Origin of the sequence: Streptomyces sp. SID11385 (genome assembly GCF_010548245.1) — a bacterium.
GTDB lineage: Bacteria > Actinomycetota > Actinomycetes > Streptomycetales > Streptomycetaceae > Streptomyces.
The window spans coordinates 1-22,122 of the sequence record NZ_JAAGLR010001121.1; the positions used below are offsets into that span (position 1 = coordinate 1).

The 22,122-nt window shown below is 72.1% G+C and carries 14 protein-coding genes and 2 pseudogenes; 8 read left to right on the forward strand and 8 right to left on the reverse strand.

The features are described 5' to 3' along the window. From G3I42_RS38090 to ssd, 3 genes and pseudogenes are all read right to left on the reverse strand, one after another. A pseudogene (locus G3I42_RS38090) lies at positions 1-351 on the reverse strand (hypothetical protein); the annotation flags it as partial. Then, positions 348-1,520 (reverse strand): TadA family conjugal transfer-associated ATPase, encoded by a 1,173-nt coding sequence (locus G3I42_RS33920; RefSeq protein ID WP_164291493.1) that lies wholly within the window; start codon positions 1,518-1,520, stop codon positions 348-350. The pseudogene G3I42_RS38090 and the gene G3I42_RS33920, both read right to left, overlap by 4 nt. 407 nt (positions 1,521-1,927) lie before the next feature. Beyond that, positions 1,928-3,007: pseudogene (gene ssd, locus G3I42_RS33925) on the reverse strand (septum site-determining protein Ssd); the annotation flags it as partial. Between the two features lie 744 nt (positions 3,008-3,751). On the opposite strand from ssd, the gene G3I42_RS33930 reads away from it, so the two are divergent. Continuing rightward, positions 3,752-4,579, forward strand: a complete 828-nt coding sequence (locus G3I42_RS33930; RefSeq protein WP_164291494.1) for an HAD family hydrolase — start codon at positions 3,752-3,754, stop codon at positions 4,577-4,579. 90 nt (positions 4,580-4,669) lie between these two features. On the opposite strand, the gene G3I42_RS33935 is transcribed toward G3I42_RS33930, so the two are convergent. Further along, the gene (locus G3I42_RS33935) at positions 4,670-5,494 is read right to left on the reverse strand and encodes an oxidoreductase (RefSeq protein ID WP_164291495.1); all 825 of its coding nucleotides are present in this window, start codon (positions 5,492-5,494) and stop codon (positions 4,670-4,672) included. A gap of 101 nt (positions 5,495-5,595) precedes the next feature. On the opposite strand from G3I42_RS33935, the gene G3I42_RS33940 reads away from it, so the two are divergent. Next, entirely contained in the window at positions 5,596-6,627 is a 1,032-nt protein-coding gene (locus tag G3I42_RS33940; protein ID WP_164291496.1) for an ATP-binding protein, read from the forward strand. A 766-nt stretch (positions 6,628-7,393) separates the two neighbouring features. On the opposite strand, the gene G3I42_RS33945 is transcribed toward G3I42_RS33940, so the two are convergent. After that, positions 7,394-8,683 (reverse strand): hypothetical protein, encoded by a 1,290-nt coding sequence (locus G3I42_RS33945; protein ID WP_164291497.1) that lies wholly within the window; start codon positions 8,681-8,683, stop codon positions 7,394-7,396. 434 nt (positions 8,684-9,117) lie between these two features. On the opposite strand from G3I42_RS33945, the gene G3I42_RS33950 reads away from it, so the two are divergent. The 6 genes from G3I42_RS33950 to G3I42_RS38095 all read left to right on the forward strand — a co-directional run bounded on the left by G3I42_RS33950 (position 9,118) and on the right by G3I42_RS38095 (position 18,326). After that, positions 9,118-11,685: a bifunctional SulP family inorganic anion transporter/carbonic anhydrase gene (locus tag G3I42_RS33950; protein ID WP_203607694.1), complete on the forward strand. Its 2,568-nt coding sequence runs from the start codon at positions 9,118-9,120 to the stop codon at positions 11,683-11,685. Positions 11,686-12,293: 608 nt separating this feature from the next. Then, positions 12,294-14,228, forward strand: a complete 1,935-nt coding sequence (gene acs / locus G3I42_RS33955; protein WP_239096865.1) for an acetate--CoA ligase — start codon at positions 12,294-12,296, stop codon at positions 14,226-14,228. Between the two features lie 518 nt (positions 14,229-14,746). After that, complete coding sequence (gene nhaA / locus G3I42_RS33960; protein ID WP_164291509.1) at positions 14,747-16,129, forward strand: Na+/H+ antiporter NhaA; 1,383 nt, start codon at positions 14,747-14,749, stop codon at positions 16,127-16,129. Between the two features lie 277 nt (positions 16,130-16,406). After that, positions 16,407-16,964 (forward strand): phage holin family protein, encoded by a 558-nt coding sequence (locus G3I42_RS33965; RefSeq protein ID WP_164291499.1) that lies wholly within the window; start codon positions 16,407-16,409, stop codon positions 16,962-16,964. Further along, positions 16,961-17,899 carry an alpha/beta hydrolase gene (locus G3I42_RS33970; protein ID WP_164291500.1) on the forward strand — a complete coding sequence of 313 codons (939 nt, stop codon included), beginning with the start codon at positions 16,961-16,963 and terminating at the stop codon, positions 17,897-17,899. The genes G3I42_RS33965 and G3I42_RS33970 overlap by 4 nt, the downstream gene beginning before the upstream one ends. Before the next feature lie 235 nt (positions 17,900-18,134). After that, positions 18,135-18,326, forward strand: a complete 192-nt coding sequence (locus G3I42_RS38095) for a hypothetical protein (protein WP_239096866.1) — start codon at positions 18,135-18,137, stop codon at positions 18,324-18,326. A gap of 226 nt (positions 18,327-18,552) precedes the next feature. Here G3I42_RS38095 and G3I42_RS33975 read toward each other — a convergent pair whose 3' ends face one another. From G3I42_RS33975 to nth, 3 genes are all read right to left on the reverse strand, one after another. Beyond that, positions 18,553-19,752, reverse strand: a complete 1,200-nt coding sequence (locus tag G3I42_RS33975) for a MarP family serine protease (RefSeq protein WP_164291501.1) — start codon at positions 19,750-19,752, stop codon at positions 18,553-18,555. Between the two features lie 12 nt (positions 19,753-19,764). Continuing rightward, on the reverse strand, positions 19,765-20,406 hold the full coding sequence (locus G3I42_RS33980; RefSeq protein ID WP_164291510.1) for a CoA pyrophosphatase: 642 nt from the start codon (positions 20,404-20,406) through the stop codon (positions 19,765-19,767). Positions 20,407-20,755: 349 nt separating this feature from the next. Further along, the gene (gene nth, locus G3I42_RS33985) at positions 20,756-21,775 is read right to left on the reverse strand and encodes an endonuclease III (protein ID WP_343244739.1); all 1,020 of its coding nucleotides are present in this window, start codon (positions 21,773-21,775) and stop codon (positions 20,756-20,758) included. Positions 21,776-22,122: the final 347 nt, after the last annotated feature.

Below are 22,122 nucleotides of genomic sequence, written 5' to 3' on the forward strand. Positions count from 1 at the left end.
CGCCGCCCGGGCGCGCAGCACCCGGCGCACCACCAACCAGGCGGGCGGCGCCAGCACCAACGGGACGAAGGAGCCCGCCGGCAGTGCCACCGCCACCGCCCCCGGCAGGCACCACCACTCCGGTCGCCAAGCGGCCCGAAGTCGCGCGAGCGAGCGCCGCCATGCCTCCGACGGCTCGTGACCCGCATCGCCGGTCAGCAGCGCCCTGGCCCTCTCCGAGCCCGGCCGCCCGCCCCGGCGCGCCACCACCAGGCCGGCCACCGCCAGCACAAGTGCCCAGGCAGGCGAGCCGAGCACCCCGAGGTGTCCGGGCGCCGCCTCCGTGAGCACGCCCCACGGCTGCCTCGTCATGACGCGAGCTCCTGACCCCGATCGCGCAGCGACTGCCTGAGCCGCGGCCAGCCTTCCTCGCGTACGAATGCCTTCTCGCCCCAGCGCAGCGCGGGCACCGTCACGACGAGCCCGGCCGGATCGCGCGCGAGCACCCGGATCTCGGCGATCCTGCGTCGTCCCGCGCTGTCCCTGGCCAGGTGGAGGACCACGGAGAGCGCGGCGGCCACCTGGCTGTGCAGTGCGGCCCGGTCGAGCCCCGCCGCGGTGCCGAGCGCCTCCAGACGGGCAGGGACATCGGAGGCGGTATTGGCATGCACAGTGCAACAGCCGCCTTCATGGCCCGTGTTGAGAGCGGCGAGCAGGTGCACGACCTCGGCGCCGCGCACCTCGCCGACCACGAGCCGGTCGGGCCGCATCCGCAACGCCTGCCGGACGAGGTCCTGAAGCGTGACGCGACCCGCGCCCTCCTGATTGGCGGGCCGCGTCTCCAGTCGTACGACGTGGGGGTGAGCGGGCCTCAGCTCGGCGGAGTCCTCGGCCAGGACGAGGCGTTCCGCCGGCCCGGCGAGGCCGAGCAACGCGCTGAGCAGCGTCGTCTTGCCCGTCCCCGTACCGCCGCTGACCAGGAAGGAGAGGCGGCCGGCGACGAGCGCGCGCAGGACGGTGTCCCCGCCGGGCGGGATCGTGCCGGCCGCCGTCAGCTCGGCCAGGGTGAAGGCGCGGGGGCGTACGACCCGCAGGGACAGGCAGGCAGAGCCGACCGCGACCGGGGGCAGCACGGCGTGCAAGCGGGTCCCGTCGGGCAGGCGCGCGTCCACCCAGGGGTGGGCGTCGTCGAGGCGCCGCCCGGCGACGGCGGAAAGACGCTGCGCGAGTCGGCGTACCGCCGCGGCGTCGGCGAAGCGCACGCCGCTCAGCTCAAGACCGCCGCCTCGCTCCACCCACACCCGGTCCGGCGCGGAGACCAGGACGTCCGTCACGTCCGGGTCGGCGAGCAGCGGTTCGAGCGGTCCCGCGCCGGTGAGTTCGCAGCGCAGCAGGTGCGTGAAGCGCAGCACCTCGCTGTCGCCCAGTACGCCGCCCTGCTCCCGCACGGCGAGCGCGACCTTGGCAGGGGTGGGTTCGGCGCCACGCTCGGCGAGCCAGCGGCGCACGCCGTCGAGGAGGCCTTCGGCGGTGGCGATCACCGGTGTGCTCCCGCCTCGCGCACAGCGGCCCGGTAGGCGAGCGCCGCCTGTTCGTCGGCGTATTCTCGCGAGCCGCGCGAGTCCGTCGTCGCGCAGACACGCTGTACGGGGAGGGGCGGGCGACTGCCTTCGGGCCAGGCCCCGACGGGACGACGCCCGAGCACCCGCGTACCACTCCCGAACCCCCAGGCGCCTGTCGCGGCCCCTGCCCCTGCCCCTGCCCCTGCCCCTGCCGTACGGTGCGCGGCGCCGCTGTCACGCGTTCCCGCCGCAGCGGAGGGCGCGGTCTCGGGACCGCCCGGTGGCACGGGGCGCTCTCGGCGGGCGGTCCGGGGGTGGGAGGCGTGGGTGCCTCCTACGGCCTTCCTTCCTCGGCCACGGCTGGACGTTTCCTGCTGCGGGGGTGCTGCTTCGTCCCAGAAGTCCTGGCAGAACCTGGCGAGCGGACCTCGCGAGCCAGGCGGCCTTCCCGTGGCCTGCGCGCGCACCAGGCCGCCTTCCCAGGGCACTTCGCCAACGAACGGCAGCCCGAGCAGCCGCACCATTTCGGCCGTGTCCAGTTCGGTGGCCACCGGGACGGGCGGCGCCGAGATGAGGAGCCGGACGTCGGGCGTCAGGGCGCCGAGGCTCGCGGCGACCTTGCGCGCCGAGGCCAGTGCACGCAGTTCCTTGGGGACGAGGAGGAGGACGAGGTCGAGCTGGCGCAGTACCTCCGCCACCTCTGCGTCGCAGCGGCGCGGCAGGTCGACGACGACGGCCCCGCCCCGGCGTCGGCCGGCCGCGAGGACCGCGCGCACGGCCTCGGGCGGAACGCCGTGAGTTTCCCCGCGGTCCCAGCTCAGCACGCGCAAGCCGTGCGAGGCGGGTAGTGACTCCTCCAGCGCGCTGCCGCTCACCCGGCCCCGGGAGCGGGCGAAGTCGGGCCAGCGCAAACCGTTTTGGCGCTCAGCACCGAGTACCACATCGATTCCGCCACCCCACGGATCGGCGTCCACGAGGAGCGTCTTCCTGTTGTCGGCCGCCGAGGAAAGCGCCAGCGCGCAGGCGAGCGTCGAGGCGCCCGCGCCGCCCCGGCCGCCGATGACGCCCACGGTGAGTGCGGGCCCCGCCGTCCCGCCCTCGGCCACTTCGGCGACCTCGGCGAGCCGGTCGGTGAGCCACGCCTCGGCGTCGGGCAGTACGAGGACGTGCTCGGCGCCGGTCTCCACCGCGTGCCGCCAGAGGCCGGGCCCGGTGACGGGGACGCGGCTGAGCGCGACGAGCCCGGGCCTGCGGCTCACCCCCGAGAGGCGGGGCAGTACGTCGGTGCCGAGCAGGACGAGAGGGGGCGCTTCCCAGTCCCCGCGCCGCTCGGGCGCCGTATGACGCACTTCGGGCACGACGCCGGCCGCCGCGCACAATCGCAGGACGTCATCGAGGAGTTCGGGGTCCTCCGTGATGACGAGCGGCCCGGGCGGGCGGCCCTCCTGCACCTCGGTACCGGACACGGCCGCTGCCGGCGCCCCGCGCGGCGCGGGGGCCGTGCTCCCCCGCATGGAGTTACCGGAGGCTCCGGGCCTTGCGCCGTCCCGCCCCGCGCCTGCCCGGGCTCCTTCGCGTCTTCCCCCGTGCACACCCATGATTTCCGCTTCCCTTCGATCGTCTTCGCCGGCCGCCGCGCGAGGTCCGCGCCGCTGAACCGGCCTGCCGCGCATAGGCGCGCGCCGCGAAATGAAGCGCTTCTCCGACGAGGAAGACCCCCGTAACGGCCTGCGTGTTCTTCGCGAACACATTCAGGCTTGCAGAGAGCAAGGAGGCATTGAGCACTCGACGGCAAATCTGTGGATAACTCAGAGGAAGTGGATATTCGCGTCACTCATTCCGGTGACGAGAGTGGGAGAAGTACCGAAGTTATCCACAGATTTCAGCTCGGTGCGCCCGATCGGCCACGGACCGTGACAGGCTGTGCATCACGAGCACTCGATCGCGCCGGCGGCCGAGGCGGGAGCGCGTCACGCGCAGAGGAGGGGAAAGCCGATGGCAAGCCGGACAAAACGCACCAAACGACCGCAGACATGCGACGACCCCCGCCGGGGGGGAGAGCGGGGGTCGTCTCCACGGCCGACTCGGGGGGGGGGAGGAGTCGGGCCGTGTTGGACACGGTCGCGAACGATCCGTGACCTCCATGGTGTACCCGAGGGTTCTCTCAGGCAAACCCGTACGCGCCGCCTTACGCCGAATGGTGGGCGCCTATGCTCGGCCTCGTGGAAAACCACTCCTTGCCGCGCACAGCCGCCTTCTTCGACCTCGACAAGACCGTCATTGCGAAGTCGAGCACCCTCACGTTCAGCAAGTCCTTCTATCAAGGCGGACTGATCAATCGCAGGGCCGCTCTGCGAACGGCGTACACGCAGTTCGTCTTCCTCGTGGGCGGCGCCGACCACGACCAGATGGAGCGGATGCGCTCCTATCTCTCCTCTCTGTGTCGCGGCTGGAACGTGCGCCAGGTCAAGGAGATCGTGGCCGAGACCCTGCATGACCTGATCGACCCGATCATCTACGACGAGGCGGCGTCCCTCATCGAGGAGCACCACGCGGCGGGGCGCGACGTGGTGATCGTCTCCACGTCGGGCGCCGAAGTGGTGGAGCCGATCGGCGAGTTGCTGGGTGCCGACCGCGTGGTCGCGACGCGCATGGTGGTGGGTGAGGACGGGTGCTACACAGGGGAGGTGGAGTACTACGCCTACGGCCCCACCAAGGCCGAGGCGGTGAAGGAGTTGGCCGCGACCGAGGGCTACGACCTGGCCCGCTGCTACGCCTACAGCGACTCGGCGACCGACCTGCCGATGCTGGAGGCAGTGGGGCACCCGGCGGCGGTCAACCCCGACCGCACCTTGCGGAAGGAGGCGCTGGCCCGCGAGTGGCCGGTACTGGATTTCCACCGTCCGGTACGGCTCAAGCAGCGCCTGCCGAGGTTCCGGCCGCCCACGCCGGTCCTCTTCGCCGCGGCGGCGTTCGGCGCCGTCGCCGCCGCGGGGCTGGTCTGGTACTCCAGCCGCCGCCGCTCCGTCACGAGCTGAGCCGCCCCCGCTCGTGATCCCCCCGAGCCCTCGCACCGACGCGGTGCCAGGAGGCCGTCGCCGACGGCTCACCCACTCGGGGAGGGCGCTTCAGGCAGCCCCGCGCTGCAGCGCCTCGCACACGGCGGTGGACTCGCGCGCGCCGAGTTCCACCGCACGCGCACAGTGCCGGATCCAGCCGGCGACACCCGCCGGGGTGCCGGTGACGTATCCGGCCAGAGCCCGGGAGTACTCCTCGGCTCCCAGCTCCGCGTGCCCCACCTCGGCGGGGCACACCGCCTTCGGGTCGAGGCCCGAGCCGACCAGCACGATGCGCTCGGCGGCGCGCGCGACCAGTCCGTTGCGTGTCGTGAAAGGTCGCAGGGCGAGAAGCTCGCCGTGCACGATCGCGGCGACGACCAGGGCGGGCGCCGTGGAGCCCGAGGCGAGCAGGGCGGTCAGCCCCTCCAGCCTGGCCGCGGTCTCGGCGGCGTCGGGGAGATCGAGCCCGAGGTCGCGATCCTCGACGCCCTCGCCCGCCACCCGGGGTCGTCCCACCTCGGGGGCCTCCCGGGCCTCGGCCACCACGTGCAGGCGGGCCAGTACGCGCAAGGGCGACTGGCCCCAGACCGAGAGGAGTTGCCCCGCCTCGGCGCTCAGCCGCAGCGCCCCGCCCACCGTGCGCGCCTCGGGCTCCGAGCCGAAGTCGGTGCGGCGACGCACCTCCTCCAGCTCCCAGTCGGCCCCGTCGAGCGCGGCGGAGGCACGGGCACCCCGCAGGGCGGCCTCGGAGCTGATCTCGTTGCTGCGCCGCCGCATGACGCGGTGGGCGTAGACCCGGTCCACTGCGGTGCGGACGGATTCGACTGCCCCGGGTACCCCCGGCAGGCCCGCGAGGGCGGCGAACGGGTCGGCGCCCGCTGCTGTCGTACTCATGAGTAAGACCCTACGCATTCGGGGTGCGGATCCCTCGAAGGAGTGGTGTTCTTCACGCGGATTGGACACGAGGCGCCACACACTCTCTACGCTACGTGAATATGAAGATCGCTTTCGTAGGGAAGGGCGGCAGCGGCAAGACGACCCTGGCCGCACTCTTCGTCCGCCACCTCGCGCGGACGGGCGCCCCCGTCCTGGCGGTGGACGCCGACATCAACCAGCACCTCGGCGTGGCCCTGGGGCTGAGCGAGGAGGAAGCCGCCCACCTGCCCGCGATGGGCGTGCGCCTCCCGCTCATCAAGGAGTACCTGCGGGGCAGCAATCCCCGCATCGCCTCGGTGGACACCGTGATCAAGACGACGCCGCCCGGAGCGGGCTCACGGCTGCTGCGGGTGGCGGAGGCGAACCCGGTGCACGACGCCTGCGCCCGCCGGGTGGAGCTGGACGGGTCGGACGCCCGGCTCATGGTCACCGGTGCGTTCACCGAGGCGGACCTCGGGGTGGCCTGCTACCACTCGAAGGTCGGAGCGGTGGAGCTGTATCTGAACCACTTGGTCGACGGTCGGGACGAGTACGTGGTGGTGGACATGACCGCCGGCGCGGACTCCTTCGCCTCTGGTCTGTTCACCCGGTTCGACATGACCTTCCTGGTGGCGGAGCCGACCCGGCGGGGAGTGTCGGTCTACCGCCAGTACCGGGAGTACGCACGGGACTTCGGGGTGGCGCTTCGAGTCGTGGGCAACAAGGTGGACGAGCCGGACGACCTCGCGTTCCTGCGGGACGAGGTCGGCGAGGACCTCTTGGTGACGGTGGGCAGATCGCGGTGGGTGCGGGCCATGGAAAAGGGGCGCCCGGCGCCGTTCGGGGAGCTGGAGGAGGAGAACAGGGCGGCTCTGGGCAGCCTCCAGAAGTGTGTGGACGCCATGTACCCGCGGCGGGACTGGGAGCGGTACACGCGGCAGATGGTGCACTTCCACCTGAAGAACGCGCGGAGCTGGGGCAACGACCGGACGGGGGCGAACCTCGCCTCACAGGTCGACCCCGACTTCGTGCTGGACGAGACCGGACGGAAGCGGAACCCGGGCGGCCTGCGGCACCTACTCGACCAGGACGCGATGACAGACGTGGTCTGACGATGGGCGATCGGCAAGGAGCGGGGCGGTGCGCGCGAGTCGCGGGGTGGGCGCGGGCGCGGCCGCGCCGAACCGTCTCCGATGCCGTCGTCCGACACGGTCCGAGGCGGTCGTTGTGACACGGGCGGGCGAACCCTGGGCGGTTCGTTGACCGCCTGGGGCTCCACGATGGAGGGGTCCGGGAGGGGCGCGAGGTTGACGCCGAGGAGGCGAAGGGACGAGGGACGCGCGGGAGTTGGCGGTGGCTGGTTCGCCGTGCCCGGAAGGGCGCCGGATGCCTGGAGCCCTTGTGCGGCGGGGAATCGTGCGGGAGCCGCGTCGCGCACCGCGCGTGCATCCGGCGGGCGCGTTCGGGAGGGAGGAAGCGGACGACGTCGGCGCCGGGGGAGTCGCGCGGGGTGCGAGGCGTGCCGCGGTGGCGGGTGGTCCGTGTAGCGTCCGGGCCACGGTCTGCGTCGTTCTCCCGAACCGGCCCCTCCCCCGGCCCGGGACCCGTACGATCAGCCCAGAGCCCGTGTCCGGGCCGGCACCCCGAATGCCGGTCCGGGCACGGAGCCGGTGGGGTCCGTCGCGACGGACCCCACCACTTCACCGGTTGTCGGCCGTTCCGCTGTGGCCCAGCGGGATCGGCCGGGGTGCTCCCGTCAGTCGGCGGGAGCGCTGAACGGTTCCGGGGACGCACTGCGCGAGGACGGCCCCGGAGGGGCCGGACCCTGTGGGACGCCGGCCCCGCAGGGGCCTGCTTCGTTCGTTTCCCGGCCCCGGCTCAGTGCTTCTTCTCCTCCTTTTTCTGCGGCTGGGCGCCCGCGGCGGCGTCGGCGGCGGCCGGGGTGGTGGAGGTGAGCGCGCCCCAGCCGTTCTTCGGGGCTTGGCCGACGCCGAGCTTCTGGAGCTTGGCGAGGGTCGCGGGGTCCTGGGCGTCGAGCCAGTCGGCCAGTTCCCGGAAGGAGACGCAGCGGACGCCCTTCTTGTGGCAGACCGTCTTGACGACGTCCTCGACGGCGCGCATGTACGTGCCGCCGTTCCAGGACTCGAAGTGGTTGCCGATGATCACCGGGGCGCGGTTGCCGCGGTAGGAGCGGTCGAAGGACTCCAGGAGCCCCTGGCGCATCTGGTTGCCCCAGAAGTCGCGCTTGGCGGGGTCGCCCTGGGTCGTCCCGGACTGGTTGACCAGGAAGTTGTAGTCCATCGAGATGGTCTCGTAGGTGTGGCCGGGCATGGGGACCATGTGCATCGAGAGGTCCCACATGCCTTGCTTCTTGGTGGGCCAGACCTGTTCGCGGACGCCGCTGCTGTCGTAGCGGAACCCCATCGGGCCCGCGGCGGCCATGAAGTTCTTCTGGCCTTCGAGGCAGGGGGTGCGCCCGCCGATGAGCTCCTTGTCGTAGTCGAAGGGGAGCGGGTCGGTCTTGCCGGTGGAGGTGTTGGTCTTCCACGTCTTCACGAACTGCTTGGCCTGGTTGATCTCGCTGCGCCAGTCCGCGACGGACCACTCGCCGACGCCGCCGCCCTTGCCGCAGAAGTGGCCGTTGAAGTGGGTGCCGATCTCGTGGCCGTCCAGCCAGGCCCCGCGGACCTGGTCGACGGTGTCACGGATGCCCTTGAGGTCGTTGAAGCCGATGTCGGAGCGGCCCGGCGAGTGCATGGGCGGGTGGTAGAGGTCCTTCTTCGCGCCGGGGAGCATGTAGACCCCGCTGAGGAAGAACGTCATGGTCGCGTTGTTCTCCTTGGCGACCTTGCGGAAGTGCGAGAAGAGCTTCTGGCCGTCCTCGCCCGCGCCGTCCCAGGAGAAGACGACGAACTGGGGGGGCTGCTGGCCGGCCTTGAGCTTCTCGGGGCGTAGCTGGTGCGGCTGGACGCCGGTGAAGGCGGTCGAGCCGTCGCCGATGAGGTGGATGGCGTTCTTCGGCGCGGGTGCGGGCTCGGCCTTCTCCTTCTTGCCCTGAGCCCTGGAGTGACCGGTGTCGTGGGAGGCACCGCCCCCGCAGCCTGTCAGGGCGACGGCGCAGGCGGCGGCCACAGTGGCCACCGCCGTCATTCTTCTGGTGGCAGCCATGACGGCCCACCTTCTTCCTTGCATCGCTCACGTGGGCCGCACCGCGTCCCGCAGGCGGGAAGGGTCCGGCCGAGGTCCGCGCCAAGGTCACACATGGGGCGATTCCGTCATGGACTGACAAGCCGTACAAAATGATTAATCACTCTTGCGGGTGAAGTAATGGCCTGTTTGCCCCGATAGACGGCAACAATCCTTTACTCTCAATTACGATCCATTTACCAAGTGTTGAAACACTGTGCTCGGTGGTCCGTCCGGAACCGGCGCGTCGCCTCCCCATCCCCCATCTCGCGCGTACGTCCCCGGGCCCCGGACTCCCGCAGCCAGCCACCGATCGCACACTCAGCGCACCCCGCACACCACGCATCCCGCCGCTGTACGCCGTGACCCACGGCCGCGTTTCCACGCGACCGCGCAGCCCCGGAGGAGACGGGAACATGACCTCTCGCGTCAACACACACGCCTCGCACGGACCGCCGGAGCCCGACAAGCCCGGCCCCGACCTCGCCAAAGACGTGGCCGAGGCCGTCGGCCCCACGTCGGCCCGTACGACCCAACCCCCCACGTCCCCCACCCACGACCACTCCCACACCCCGCCCACGCCTGACGACCCCCCGCGCCCCGAATCCCCCCCGCGCCCCCGTTTCCGGCTGCCCGAGGCCGTCGACTTCTCCGCCTCGATCTCCGTGTTCCTCATCGCGCTGCCGCTTTCGCTCGGCATCGCGCTGGCGACCGGGGCGCCGCTTCAGTCCGGGCTCGTCGCCGCCGCCGTGGGCGGGCTGATCGCGGGTCGGCTCGGGGGCTCGGTGCTCCAGGTGAGCGGGCCGGCGGCCGGGCTCACGGTCGTGACGGCCGACATCATCCAGCAGTACGGCTGGCGGGCGACCTGCGCGATCACCGTGTTCGCCGGGGTCTGCCAACTCGGGCTCGGGATGCTCCGCGTGGCGCGTTCCGCGCTCGCGGTGAGTCCAGCGATCGTGCACGGGATGCTCGCGGGCATCGGCATCACGATCGCGGTCGCGCAGGTGCACATCGTTCTCGGCGGTACGCCCCAGAGCAGCGTGCTCGACAACCTGCGCGGACTGCCGGCGCAGCTCGCGGACACGCAGTGGGCGGCGCTCGCGATGAGCGTGGTGACGCTCGCCGTGCTCTACCTGTGGCCGAAGCTGCCGGGGCGCTCGGCGCGGCTCGCGAAGCTGCTGCCCGCCACGCTCGTCGCCGTCACCACGGCGACCCTCGTCGCGGCGCTCGCCGGGCTCTCCCTGCCACGCGTGGATCTGCCCTCGTGGAGCAACCACGCCCTGCCCGCCATGCCCGAAGGCGCTGTCGGTGGCATCGTCGCCGGGGTCGTGACGATCACGCTCGTCACGAGCGTGCAGTCGCTGCTCGGCGCGGTCGCCGTCGACAAGCTCGTCGCCGGACGGCCCGAACAGGCGGCACGGGTGCCGCGTTCGAACCTCGATCGCGAACTGCTCGGCCAGGGCGCCGCGAACATCGTCTCGGGCTCGCTCGGTGGCCTTCCGGTCGCCGGAGTCGCCGTCCGGAGCACCGCCAACATCAACGCGGGCGCCGTGAGCCGCGACTCGACGATGCTGCACGGGGTATGGGTGCTGGTCGCGGCCCTGCTCGCGGTGCCCCTGCTCCAGTACATCCCGCTCGCGGTGCTCGCCGCGCTCGTGATGTCCGTGGGCATCCAGATGGTCAATCTGCACCACATCAGGACCGTGACGCGGCACCGGGAGTTCCTCGTCTACGGGGTGACGACGAGCGGCGTCGTCTTCCTCGGGGTCCTCGAAGGGGTCGGTCTCGGCATCGCCGTCGCGGTCGGTCTCGCCCTGCACCGGCTCAGCCACACCCGGATCGTCCACCACGAGCGGGCGGGTCACCACCTCGTACACGTGCGCGGGCAGTTGACCTTCCTGGCCGTGCCCCGGCTCAGCCGGGCGCTGCACCACGTACCGGCGAAAGCCACCGTGGTCGTGGAGCTGGACGGCTCGTTCATGGACCACGCCGCCTTCGAGACGCTCCAGGACTGGCGGACTTCGCACACCGCGCAAGGGGGCGCGGTCAGCATGACGGGCCCGGTCGGCACCCGTATCACCGAACCGGCGGGGAGCTCGCACAGCCACTGCCGTCCCTGGGCGCCGTGGCGCAACCACAACAGGCCGGCGACGGTCGGTCCCGTGGCCGGATCGACCGGCGCCGGGAGCGGGGCGCAGCGCCTCGTCTCGGGGATCAGCGCCTTCCAGCGCGACACGGCGCCGCACATGCGCGAGGAACTCGCCCGCCTCGCGCGGGAGGGGCAGCGGCCCTCGCAGCTCTTTCTCACCTGCGCGGACTCCCGCCTCGTCACGAGCATGATCACGGCGAGCGGTCCGGGCGATCTCTTCACCGTCCGCAACGTGGGAAATCTCGTCCCACCGCCCGGCGCGGACAACGGAGCGGACGACGGTCCGGACGCCCGCGCGGAGAGCGGCACGGGCTCGGTGGCCGGTATCGGCGCGATGAGCGGGGACGACTCGGTGGGGGCCGCGATCGAGTACGCGGTCGACGTGCTGCGCGTCGAGTCGATCACCGTGTGCGGGCACTCCGGTTGCGGCGCGATGCAGGCGTTGTTGAGCGAGGACGAACGGCGCGGCGAGGCGGCGGGCGTGGAGAGGACCGACGCGCCCTTGTCGCCACTGTGGCGGTGGCTGCGGTACGGGGCGCCGAGCCTCGCACGGCTGCGGGGCGACGCGAGCGCGCTTCCCGGCTTCGCGCGGCGCGCTCCCGCAGACGTCGCGGAGCAGCTCTGCCTCGTCAACATCGTCCAGCAGCTCGACCACTTGCGGGGGCATCCGGCGGTGGCCCGCAGGCTCGCCGAGGGCAGCCTCGCGCTGCACGGCATGTACTTCCACGTGGGCGAGGCCCAGGCGTACCTGCTGCGTGAGGACGTCGCCGGGGCAGTGCCCGTCTTCGAGGAGGTGAGCGCCGCCCAGGAGCCGGAGCGGCCCGTGCCCGCCTGAGCCGGGAAGCCGCGAGAAATCCGCGGCAAGGAGGACGACTCCCTCGCACGGAGGACTCGGACAGGCCCGTCCGCTGGCCGAACCTCCACCGTGGGACGTAGACCCCGAGGCGTCCGCCCCGGGACGTCCACCTTGAGGCATCCGCCTTGAGGCATCCGACGTCCGGCGTCCGCCCTCGTCCGTACGGCCGATCCCCTCGCCGTACGGACGAGGGCGAAGCCGCGCAGCCACCCGGGCCGAGCCCCACCGCCTCCACCCCACTCCCGCTACCCCGCCACCCGGCGGAGACGTGCCGCCGGGCGGCGGGGAGTGGGAGGCGGAGCGGGTGGGCAGGAGCCGGGGAGGCAGAGCCGTTGGGGTGTCGTCGGCGGTCGCCTCGCTGAAGCTCGCGGGGCGTTCGCGCACTTCGCGGGCGGGGCGGATGAACCTCCGACCTGGGACATACGTGTCGGAGGTAGCGGGGCCGCGTGGTTCACGCGCGCTCCGGCGGGTCCGCTTTGCGGGGGTTGACCTCGTGTCTCCGCAAGCGTTGAATCCCCATGGCAGGACAGAATTGGTCTACACCACGGGACGGTGGGTCAGTGAGCGAGCGTTCGTCAATCGCCAACATGCTCAAGGAAGAGCGCAAGTTCGCGCCGCCGGCGGAGCTGGCGGCGCACGCCAACGTGAAGGCGGACGCCTACGAGCGGGCGCGCGAGGACCGCCTCGGCTTCTGGGCCGAGCAGGCGCGTCGGCTGAGCTGGGAGACCGAGCCCACCGAAACCCTGGACTGGTCGAACCCGCCGTTCGCCAAGTGGTTCGCGGACGGCAAGCTGAACGTCGCGTACAACTGCGTCGACCGCCACGTCGAGGCGGGCAACGGCGACCGGGTCGCGATCCACTTCGAGGGCGAGCCGGGCGACAGCCGCAGCATCACGTACGCACAGCTCAAGGACGAGGTCTCGCGCGCGGCGAACGGCCTGATCGAGCTGGGCGTCGGCAAGGGCGACCGGGTCGCGGTCTATCTGCCGATGATCCCCGAGGCCGTCATCGCGATGCTCGCCTGCGCGCGCATCGGCGCGATGCACTCGGTCGTCTTCGGCGGTTTCTCGGCCGACGCGATCGCCGCGCGGATCGCCGACGCGGACGCGAAGGTCGTCATCACGGCCGACGGCGGCTACCGGCGCGGCAAGCCGAGCGCGCTCAAGCCCGCCGTGGACGCGGCCGTCTCGCGCTTCGACACGGTCGAGCACGTCGTCGTCGTCCGCCGTACGGGCGAGGACACGGCGTGGACCGAGGGCCGCGACGTGTGGTGGCACGAGCTGACCGAGCGCCAGTCGGCCGAGCACACGCCCGAGGCCTTCGAGGCCGAGCAGCCGCTCTTCATCCTCTACACCTCGGGCACCACGGGTAAGCCGAAGGGCATCCTGCACACCTCGGGCGGCTACCTCACGCAGGCGAGCTTCACGCACCACGCGGTCTTCGACCTCAAGCCGGAGACGGACGTCTACTGGTGCACGGCCGACATCGGCTGGGTCACCGGGCACTCGTACATCGTCTACGGTCCGCTCTCCAACGGCGCGACGCAGGTCATGTACGAGGGCACGCCGGACACTCCGCACCAGGGACGATTCTGGGAAATCATCCAGAAGTACGGGGTGACGATCCTGTACGCGGCGCCGACGGCGATCCGCACGTTCATGAAGTGGGGCGACGACATCCCCGCGAAGTTCGACCTCTCCTCACTGCGGGTGCTCGGTTCGGTCGGTGAGCCGATCAACCCCGAGGCGTGGATGTGGTACCGCAAGAACATCGGGCACGACAAGGCGCCGATCGTCGACACGTGGTGGCAGACCGAGACCGGTTCGATGATGATCTCGCCGCTTCCGGGCGTGACCGCGACGAAGCCGGGTTCGGCGCAGACGCCGCTGCCGGGCATCTCGGCGACGGTCGTGGACGACGAGGGCAACGAGGTCGGCAACGGGGGCGGCGGCTACCTCGTGCTGACCGAGCCGTGGCCGTCGATGCTCCGCACCATCTGGGGCGACGACCAGCGCTTCATCGACACGTACTGGTCGCGCTTCGAGGGCAAGTACTTCGCCGGTGACGGGGCGAAGAAGGACGAGGACGGCGACATCTGGCTGCTCGGCCGGGTCGACGACGTCATGCTCGTCTCGGGGCACAACATCTCCACGACCGAGGTCGAGTCGGCGCTCGTCTCGCACCCGGCGGTCGCCGAGGCGGCGGTGGTCGGCGCGGCCGACCAGACCACGGGTCAGGCCATCGTGGCCTTCGTGATCCTGCGGGGCACCGCGACGGAGTCGGAGGACCTGGTCGCGGACCTGCGCAACCATGTGGGCGCGACGCTGGGGCCGATCGCCAAGCCGAAGCGGATCATGGCGGTCGCCGAGCTGCCGAAGACGCGGTCCGGGAAGATCATGCGCAGGCTGCTGCGCGATGTGGCGGAGAACCGCGAGCTGGGGGACGTCACGACGTTGACGGACTCCTCGGTGATGGACCTCATCCAGTCCAAGCTGCCCGCCTCGGGCGGGAGCGACGACTGACGGCCTCCGTCGGGTGAGGGAAGGGCGGGTCCTTCGGGACTCGCCCTTTCGTCGTTCCGGGGCGTCCGGTGTACGGCTGTGCGCTCGACGCCAGGACGCCTTGCCGGGTACAGGTGTACGCCCAGCGTACGAACGTAGACTGAGCGCACACATGTGCACTCAGCGCACAAGCGTGAACCGAGGGCGAACGAGCGTCGTGCACTCGGCGCACAGTTGCGAGCTCGGCGTACAACCGTAAGTCGGGCACACAGTCGTAAACCGAGCGCACAGGTGTCCACCGAACTCGCCGACCGGGGCGGGGCGGGTGGGGCGGGGCGGGGCGGGCCGGGCGGGGACGAAACGGGACAGGACGCAACAAGACCGACCCGGCGCGAACCGGTGAGTATGGTGGCCCCGTACGCCCTGCGTACCGACAAGCGAAGAGGGGTGCCGGGAAGTCTGGTCGGCGTGTGCTCACCCGACGCCGAACCGCGCCCGCACGGGCGCCGGATCTGGAGACCCCTGTGCCCAGCACCCGCCTGCCCACCCCCGGCCGCCGCTTCCTCGGCCGTCTGCCCCTGCCGGAGTACCGCTACCTCGCCGATGCCCTGCGCGCCGAGACGCTCGGCGGGGTGCTGCTGCTCGTCGCCGCCGTCCTCGCCCTCGTGTGGGCGAACACGCCCCTGTCGGACAGTTACGAGACCGTCCGCGACTTCCACGTCGGGCCCGGCTCGCTCGGACTGCACCTCTCCGTGCAGCACTGGGCGGCGGACGGGCTGCTCGCGGTGTTCTTCTTCGTCGCGGGTGCCGAGCTGAAGCGTGAGCTGGTCGCCGGGGATCTGCGCGATCCCAAGGCGGCGCTGCTGCCCGTGGTCGCGGCGGCGTGCGGGATGATCGCGCCGGCGCTCGTGTACACGCTCGTCAACACGGTGGGCGACGGCGACCTGGGCGGCTGGGCGGTCCCGACCGCGACGGACATCGCCTTCGCGCTCGCGGTGCTCGCCGTGCTCGGCACCGCGCTGCCCTCGCCCCTGCGCGCCTTCCTCCTGACACTCGCGGTCGTCGACGACCTCTTCGCGATCCTGATCATCGCGGTCTTCTTCACGAGCGACCTGAACTTCGCCGCGCTCGGCGGGGCCGTCGCCGGGCTCGCCGTCTTCTGGTTCCTGCTGCGGCGCCTGCGGGTGCGGGGCTGGTACGTGTACGTACCGCTCGCGCTGGTGATCTGGGGGCTCATGTACAACAGCGGCGTGCACGCGACGATCGCGGGCGTCGCGATGGGCCTCATGCTGCGCTGTCACCGCGAGGAGGGGGAGGAGGCGTCGCCCGGGGAGCGGATCGAGCACCTGGTGCGCCCCTACTCGGCCGGGCTCGCGGTGCCGCTCTTCGCGCTCTTCTCCGCCGGGGTCGCGGTGGGCGGCGACGCGCTCGCCGACATCTTCACGCGGCCGGAGACGCTGGGGGTGGTCCTCGGGCTCGTCGTCGGCAAGGCGGTGGGGATCTTCGGCGGTACGTGGCTGACGGCGCGTTTCACGCGGGCCTCGCTCAGCGAGGAACTGGCCTGGTCCGATCTCTTCGCGGTCTCCGTGCTCGCCGGTATCGGCTTCACCGTGTCCCTCCTCATCGGGGAACTCGCCTTCACGGACGATCCGCACCTCACCGACGAGGTCAAGGCGGCGGTACTCGTCGGCTCGCTCGTCGCGGTCCTGCTCGCCACCGTCCTGCTGCGGCTGCGCAACCGGGTGTACGTGCGGCTGCGCGCCGAGGAGGAACGCGACGAGGACCTCGACGGCGTACCGGACGTCTACCAGCAGGACGACCCGGCGCACCATCAGCGCCTCGCCGACGCCTATGAGGACAAGGCGGCCGAACACCGCGCCCGCGCCCGGAAGCGGGACGACCCGGGCGCGGGCAGCGCCTGACACGGAGTCGGAGCACCTTCCCGTACACCCGACGACGGACCCGTGTACGCCCCACGGCGGACCCGCCCGCCCCGCCACGGACCCGCCCGCCCCGCAACACCCCCGTACCGCACCCAACAGGAGTCAGGCGGGCGGGGCGGGGGAAGCGGCAAGGGCAAGGGTCCGGCATGATCTGAACCCTGACCGTGTTTCGGGCGGGTGCGCCGCCGCCCGGACGAGGCGGGGGCCGTGAGCCCGGTCCCCGCGCAGACCGGCGACAGAGAAGAGGGAGTACGCGATGAGCGCACCCGACAGCGCGAGCCACCGTCCCGGCGAGCCCGAGAAGGCGGCTGCGGCGTTGAGCGCGGAACGCAGCCTCGGCCAGCTCGTGGCCAACGCGGTCTCCGAACTGTCCGCGCTGGTGCACGACGAGATCGCGCTCGCCAAGGTGCAGATCATGAAGGACGTGAAGAAGGGGCTGGTCGGCAGTGCGGCGTTCATCGTCGCGCTGGTCCTGGCGCTCTTCTCGCTCCCGATGCTGAGCTTCGCGCTCGCCTACGGCATCCGGGCGTGGAGCGGCTGGCACATCTCCGTCTGCTTCCTGCTCTCCTTCGCCGCGAGCCTCGTCGTGGCCGGATTCTTCGCCCTCATCGGCCTCGTCTTCTTCAAGAAGGCGCAGAAGGGCAGGGGCCCGCAGAAGGCCGCCGCCGCCGCGAAGGCCGACGCCTCGGTCCTCTCCAACGCGAAGCCGCACCCGCGTCCCGAGACGCCGGAACTGGAGCAGTTCCCGCCGCTTCAGCAGAAGGGCGGCGAGGAGGCGGAGGGAGCCTCCGCTGTGGCACGCTCCTCCTCATGACGGCTACCGACCCCCGTTCGGCGCAATCCGCCCCCGCGATCCGGATCGACGGTCCCTGGACCCACCGCGACGTGGCGGCGAACGGCGCGCGCTTCCACATCGCGGAGGTGGGCGAGGGGCCGCTCGTCATGCTCGTGCACGGCTTCCCGCAGTTCTGGTGGACGTGGCGCGAGCAGCTCACCGCGCTCGCAGCGGCCGGGTACCGGGCGGTCGCGATGGACCTGCGCGGGATCGGTGGCAGCGACCGCACGCCGCGCGGTTACGACCCGGCGAACCTCGCGCTCGACATCACCGGTGTGATCCGCTCGCTCGGCGAGCCGGACGCGGCGCTCGTCGGGCACGACCTCGGCGGCTACCTCGCCTGGACGGCGGCGGTCATGCGGCCCAAGCTCGTGCGTCGGCTCGTCGTCTCCTCCATGCCGCACCCGCGCCGCTGGCGCGCGGCGATGCTCAGGGACCCCCGGCAGTCCGCCGCCGGCTCGTACGTGTGGGGCTTCCAGCGCCCGTGGGTCCCGGAGCGGCAGCTCGTCGCCGACGAGGGCGCGCTCGTCGGGGAGCTGCTGCGGGACTGGTCCGGGCCGCGTCTCCCGGACGACAAGACGGTCGACGTCTACCGCAGGGCGATGTGCATCCCCTCGACGGCGCACTGCGCGGTGGAGCCGTACCGCTGGCTCGTGCGCTCGCTGGCGCGGCCGGACGGCGTGCAGTTCTACCGGCGGATGAAGCGGCCCGTACGGGTCCCGACGCTGCACCTGCACGGGGCGCTCGACCCGGTGCTGCGCACCCGCTCGGCGGCCGGTTCGGGCGAGTACGTCGAGGCCCCGTACCGCTGGCGGCTCTACGAGGGGCTCGGGCACTTCCCGCACGAGGAGGACCCGCTCGGCTTCAACCGCGAGCTGATCGACTGGCTGCGGGACCCGGAACCGGATCGCTGAGGCGGGTCCGGGACCGGACCGCTGAGGCGGGTCCGGGACCAGGATCGCTGACGCACCTCCCGGAGTGTGCGCCCCCTGCGCCGCCGTGTGCTCCCCTTCTCCGGCACGTCGGGCCCCCTCCGTACCGCTCAGCGGACGAGGCCGTCTGACGATCGAACAGGTGTTGCCAACCGCATAGGCCAATGAGGTGCAGGGAGTGCGATTAGCGACCATGGGAGCAGGGCAGGGACGGGGTATGGGCTGGACGCACGACTACAGTGACGCAGCACGCGACCGCCGCTCAGTCTCCGCGCTGAGCAGCCACGAGGGGGCGGGACCGTTGGGTTCCGGCGTACCGCATCCCTCCCCGGACGGGGTCAACATCCCCCTCATCCTCCGCCGCCGGGCCCGCTGGGTCTCGGCTCGTCTCCGGCACACGCGCGACTGAACCGCCCCGGCGCCCACGCCAGGGCCCGGCCGGGGAGCACGGAGGCGCGGGGGCGCACACCCCGCGTACGGCAGCCGCAGACGGTGCCGCCCTCCGCGTACGGTCGGCAGGACGCGCCGCCACCGCGCACGCGACTGCCCCGCTTCCCGGGCCGCCTCACCACGTACGTACGAGCGCACCCGGCCCCGCCCCACGTGATCCGTGACGGCGGGGCCCCCGCGTGCCGTCAGAGCGCGCAGCTCTCCGTGTCGACGCGCTGGGTCGCCGTGCGGCCCTGGGTGACGTCGTCGCGGACCTCGTCGGCGGTGAGGGCGTAGCCGGTGTCGGGGTCGTCGAGCGACTTGGCGAAGACGACTCCGTAGACGCGGCCGTCCGTCGTCAGGAGCGGGCCGCCGGAGTTGCCCTGGCGGACGGTGGCGTAGAGCGAGTAGACGTCGCGGCTCACCGTGCCCCGGTGGTAGATGTCGGGGCCTGTCGGGGTGATGCGGCTGCGGACGCGGGCGGGGCGGACGTCGTAGTCGCCGTTCTCCGGGAACCCGGCGACGATCGCGCCGTCGCCCGCCTTCGCGTCACCGTTCGTGAAGCGCAGCGAGGGTGCGGGCAGCCCGGGCACGTCGAGGACCGCGATGTCGCGCTTCCAGTTGTAGAGCACGACCGTCCCGTCGTAGCGCCTGCCCTGGCCGCCGATCTGGACGGTCGGTTCGCCGACTCCGCCGACGACGTGCGCGTTCGTCATGACGCGGTCCTTGGCGAAGACGAAACCGGAGCCCTCCAGGACCTTCCCGCAGCCGGAGGCGGTGCCGACGACCTTGACGATCGACTGCTTCGCCGTCCGCGCGACCTGACTGTTCGCCAGGGCCGGGTCCGGTGGGTCGACGGGCTTGATCGGCTCGTTCGAGAAGGGGCTGAAGACCTGCGGGAAGCCGTTCTGCGCGAGGACCGAGCGGAAGTCGGAGAACCAGTTGTCGGCCTGCTGGGGCATGGCCTGCGAGACGCCGAGGAGCACCTTGGAGTTGCGGACCTGCTTGCCGAGCGTGGGCAGCGTCGTCTGCGCGAGGAGCGAGCCGAGGAGCCAGGCGACGAGGAGCATCGCGAGGACGTTGACGACGGCGCCGCCGGTCGCGTCGAGGGCGCGCGCCGGACTCCACGTGATGTGCGTGCGCAGTTTGTTGCCGAGGTGGGTGGTGAACGCCTGGCCCGTGGAGGCGCACACGATGACGACGATCACCCCGACCACGACGGCGGTCGTGCTCGCCTCCGAGTTGTCCGTCAGCGCGTCCCAGAGCACGGGCAGCACCCACACGGCGAGGAGCCCGCCGCCGAGGAAGCCGATCACCGACAGGATGCCGACGACGAAACCCTGGCGGTAGCCCACGATCGCGAACCACACGGCGGCGGCCAGCAAGAAGAAGTCCAGCGCGTTCACCGGGACACCCTGTCATGCGTGCCGGTCGAGTGAGACCCGCTTCCCCTTGTCCCATGGTCGTTCCCAGCCCGCGAAATGCAGCAGGCGGTCGATGACTCCGGCGGTGAAACCCCAGACCAGAGCGTCGCGGACGAGGAAAGCGGGGCCTTCGTGGCCGCGTGGATGGACCGCGACGGCGCGGTGCGCGGGGTCCGTGAGTTCGCTCACCGGCACGGAGAAGACGCGCGCGGTCTCGCCGGGGTCGACGGCCCGGACGGGGCTGGGCTCGCGCCACCAGCCGAGGACGGGGGTCACGACGAAGCGGGTCAGCGGGATGTAGAGGCGTGGCAGCACCCCGAAGAGCTGGACGCCCGCCGGGTCGAGCCCCGTCTCCTCCTCGGCCTCGCGGAGCGCGGCGCGCAGCGGCCCGGTGGTGAGCGGGTCGCCGTCGCCCGGGTCGAGGGAGCCGCCGGGGAAGGAGGGCTGGCCCGCGTGCGCGCGCAGGGAGGAGGCCCGCTCGGTGAGCAGCAGTTCGGGGCCGTCCTCGCCCTCGCCGAGCAGGATGAGCACCGCCGACTGGCGGCCGCCGCCGTCCGCCGGTGGCAGGAAGGCGCTGAGCTGCTCGGCCCGTACCGTCCGCACCGCGCCGACGACCGGGTCGAGCCAGCGGGGCAGGCCCTCGGTGGTGAGGACGGGGGCGGGGGGAGCGGGCGGGCCGTGGAGCGGGGCGGGGCCGGGGGCCGGCTCCGGGAGGGGGCTCGGGGGGAGGGGGCCGCCGTGGGGGCCGAGGGCCGCCGGACGGTCGGTGCGGAACTCGCTCTCGGTGCTCAGGGTCGATTCACCACCAGTTCTCCTTCCGGCGGGGCCGGTCGTCGTTTCGTCGTCGTCTTCTCCTGCTCCAACGTCTGTGCGATGTCGCGGTGTTCCGGGGACGCGGGAGACGCGGGTGCACGGGGAGCGTGGGGGCGCGTACGAGCCCCTGGGGGGCGCCCCTGAGACGTATCAGGGGCGCCCCGGAGGTCCGTCAGCCGCCCAGGGGTGGCGCGGGGGGACCGGGGAAGTCGGCGGGGGGCTTGAGGCGCTGGCCCGGCATGCCACCCTTCTCGTACTTGAGGAGCTTCGCCGCCTTCTCGGGGTCGGTCTCGCCCTCGCCGTAGGAGGGGCAGAGCGGCGCCACCGGGCAGGCGCCGCAGGCGGGGCGGCGGGAGTGGCAGATGCGGCGGCCGTGGAAGATCACGCGGTGCGAGAGCATCGTCCACTCGCTCGGGTCGAAGATCGCGGCGACGTCGGACTCGACCTTCACCGGGTCCTCGGACGTCGTCCACTTCCAGCGGCGCGCGAGGCGCCCGAAGTGGGTGTCGACGGTGATTCCCGGGACGCCGAAAGCGTTGCCGAGGACGACGAACGCCGTCTTCCTGCCCACCCCTGGCAGCTTCACGAGCGCGTCGACGGTGGCCGGGACCTCGCCGTCGTGGTCGTCGCGGAGCGCCGCCGAGAGACCGAGCAGCGAGCGGGCCTTGGCCCGGAAGAAGCCGGTGGGCCGGATCAGCTCTTCCAGCTCCTCGGGGACCGCCGCCGCCATGTCCTCGGGGGTCGGGTACTTCGCGAAGAGCGCGGGGGTCGTCTGGTTCACGCGCAGATCGGTGGTCTGCGCGGAGAGGACGGTGGCGACGAGGAGCTGGAAGGGGTCCTCGAAGTCCAGCTCGGGGTGGGCGTAGGGGTAGGTCTCGGCGAGGACGTCGTTGATGGCGTGCGCGCGCTCGACCATGGCGGCACGGGACTCGCGCTTGGCGAAGCCGGGGGGCTTGGGGGCGGCCTTCTTGGCGGGGGTCTTCTTGGCAGGGGCCTTCTTGGCGGGGGTCTTCTTGGCAGGGGTCTTCTTGGCAGGGGTCTTCTTGGCCGCCGTGCTCTTGGCCGCCGCCTTCTTGGCGGGGGCCTTCTTGGCGGCCGGGCTCTTGGCCGCCGTGCTCGTGCCCGCCGTCTTCTTGGCCGCCGCCTTCTTGGCAGGGGCCGTCTCCCCCGTCGCCGTCTTCTTCGTCGTCACCCGGCTGACCTCCGTGCCCTCCACCGGCGTCGCGCGCCTGCTCGCGGCGACCGCCCGTCCCGTTCCGTACCGGCCCGATGCTGCTCGTACGACCTCTGACGGCCCTATCCCCGTCGCGTTCGCTCTCAGCGGAACACGCTGGTCGGAGCCGTACCGCAGGTGCCTCGGCCTGCCCCGTACAGCCAGGCGCCGCGGACACCCGCTCAGCCTACGGCCGGGTACGGACATCTGCCGCCGAGCACGGGGTACGCCACTCCCACGGCCCCCCTGGCGTACAGGACCGAGCGTCTGTGCGGCACACTTGTGACTGATCACACTGTTTGGCACGTCCGGCACAATGGGAGATG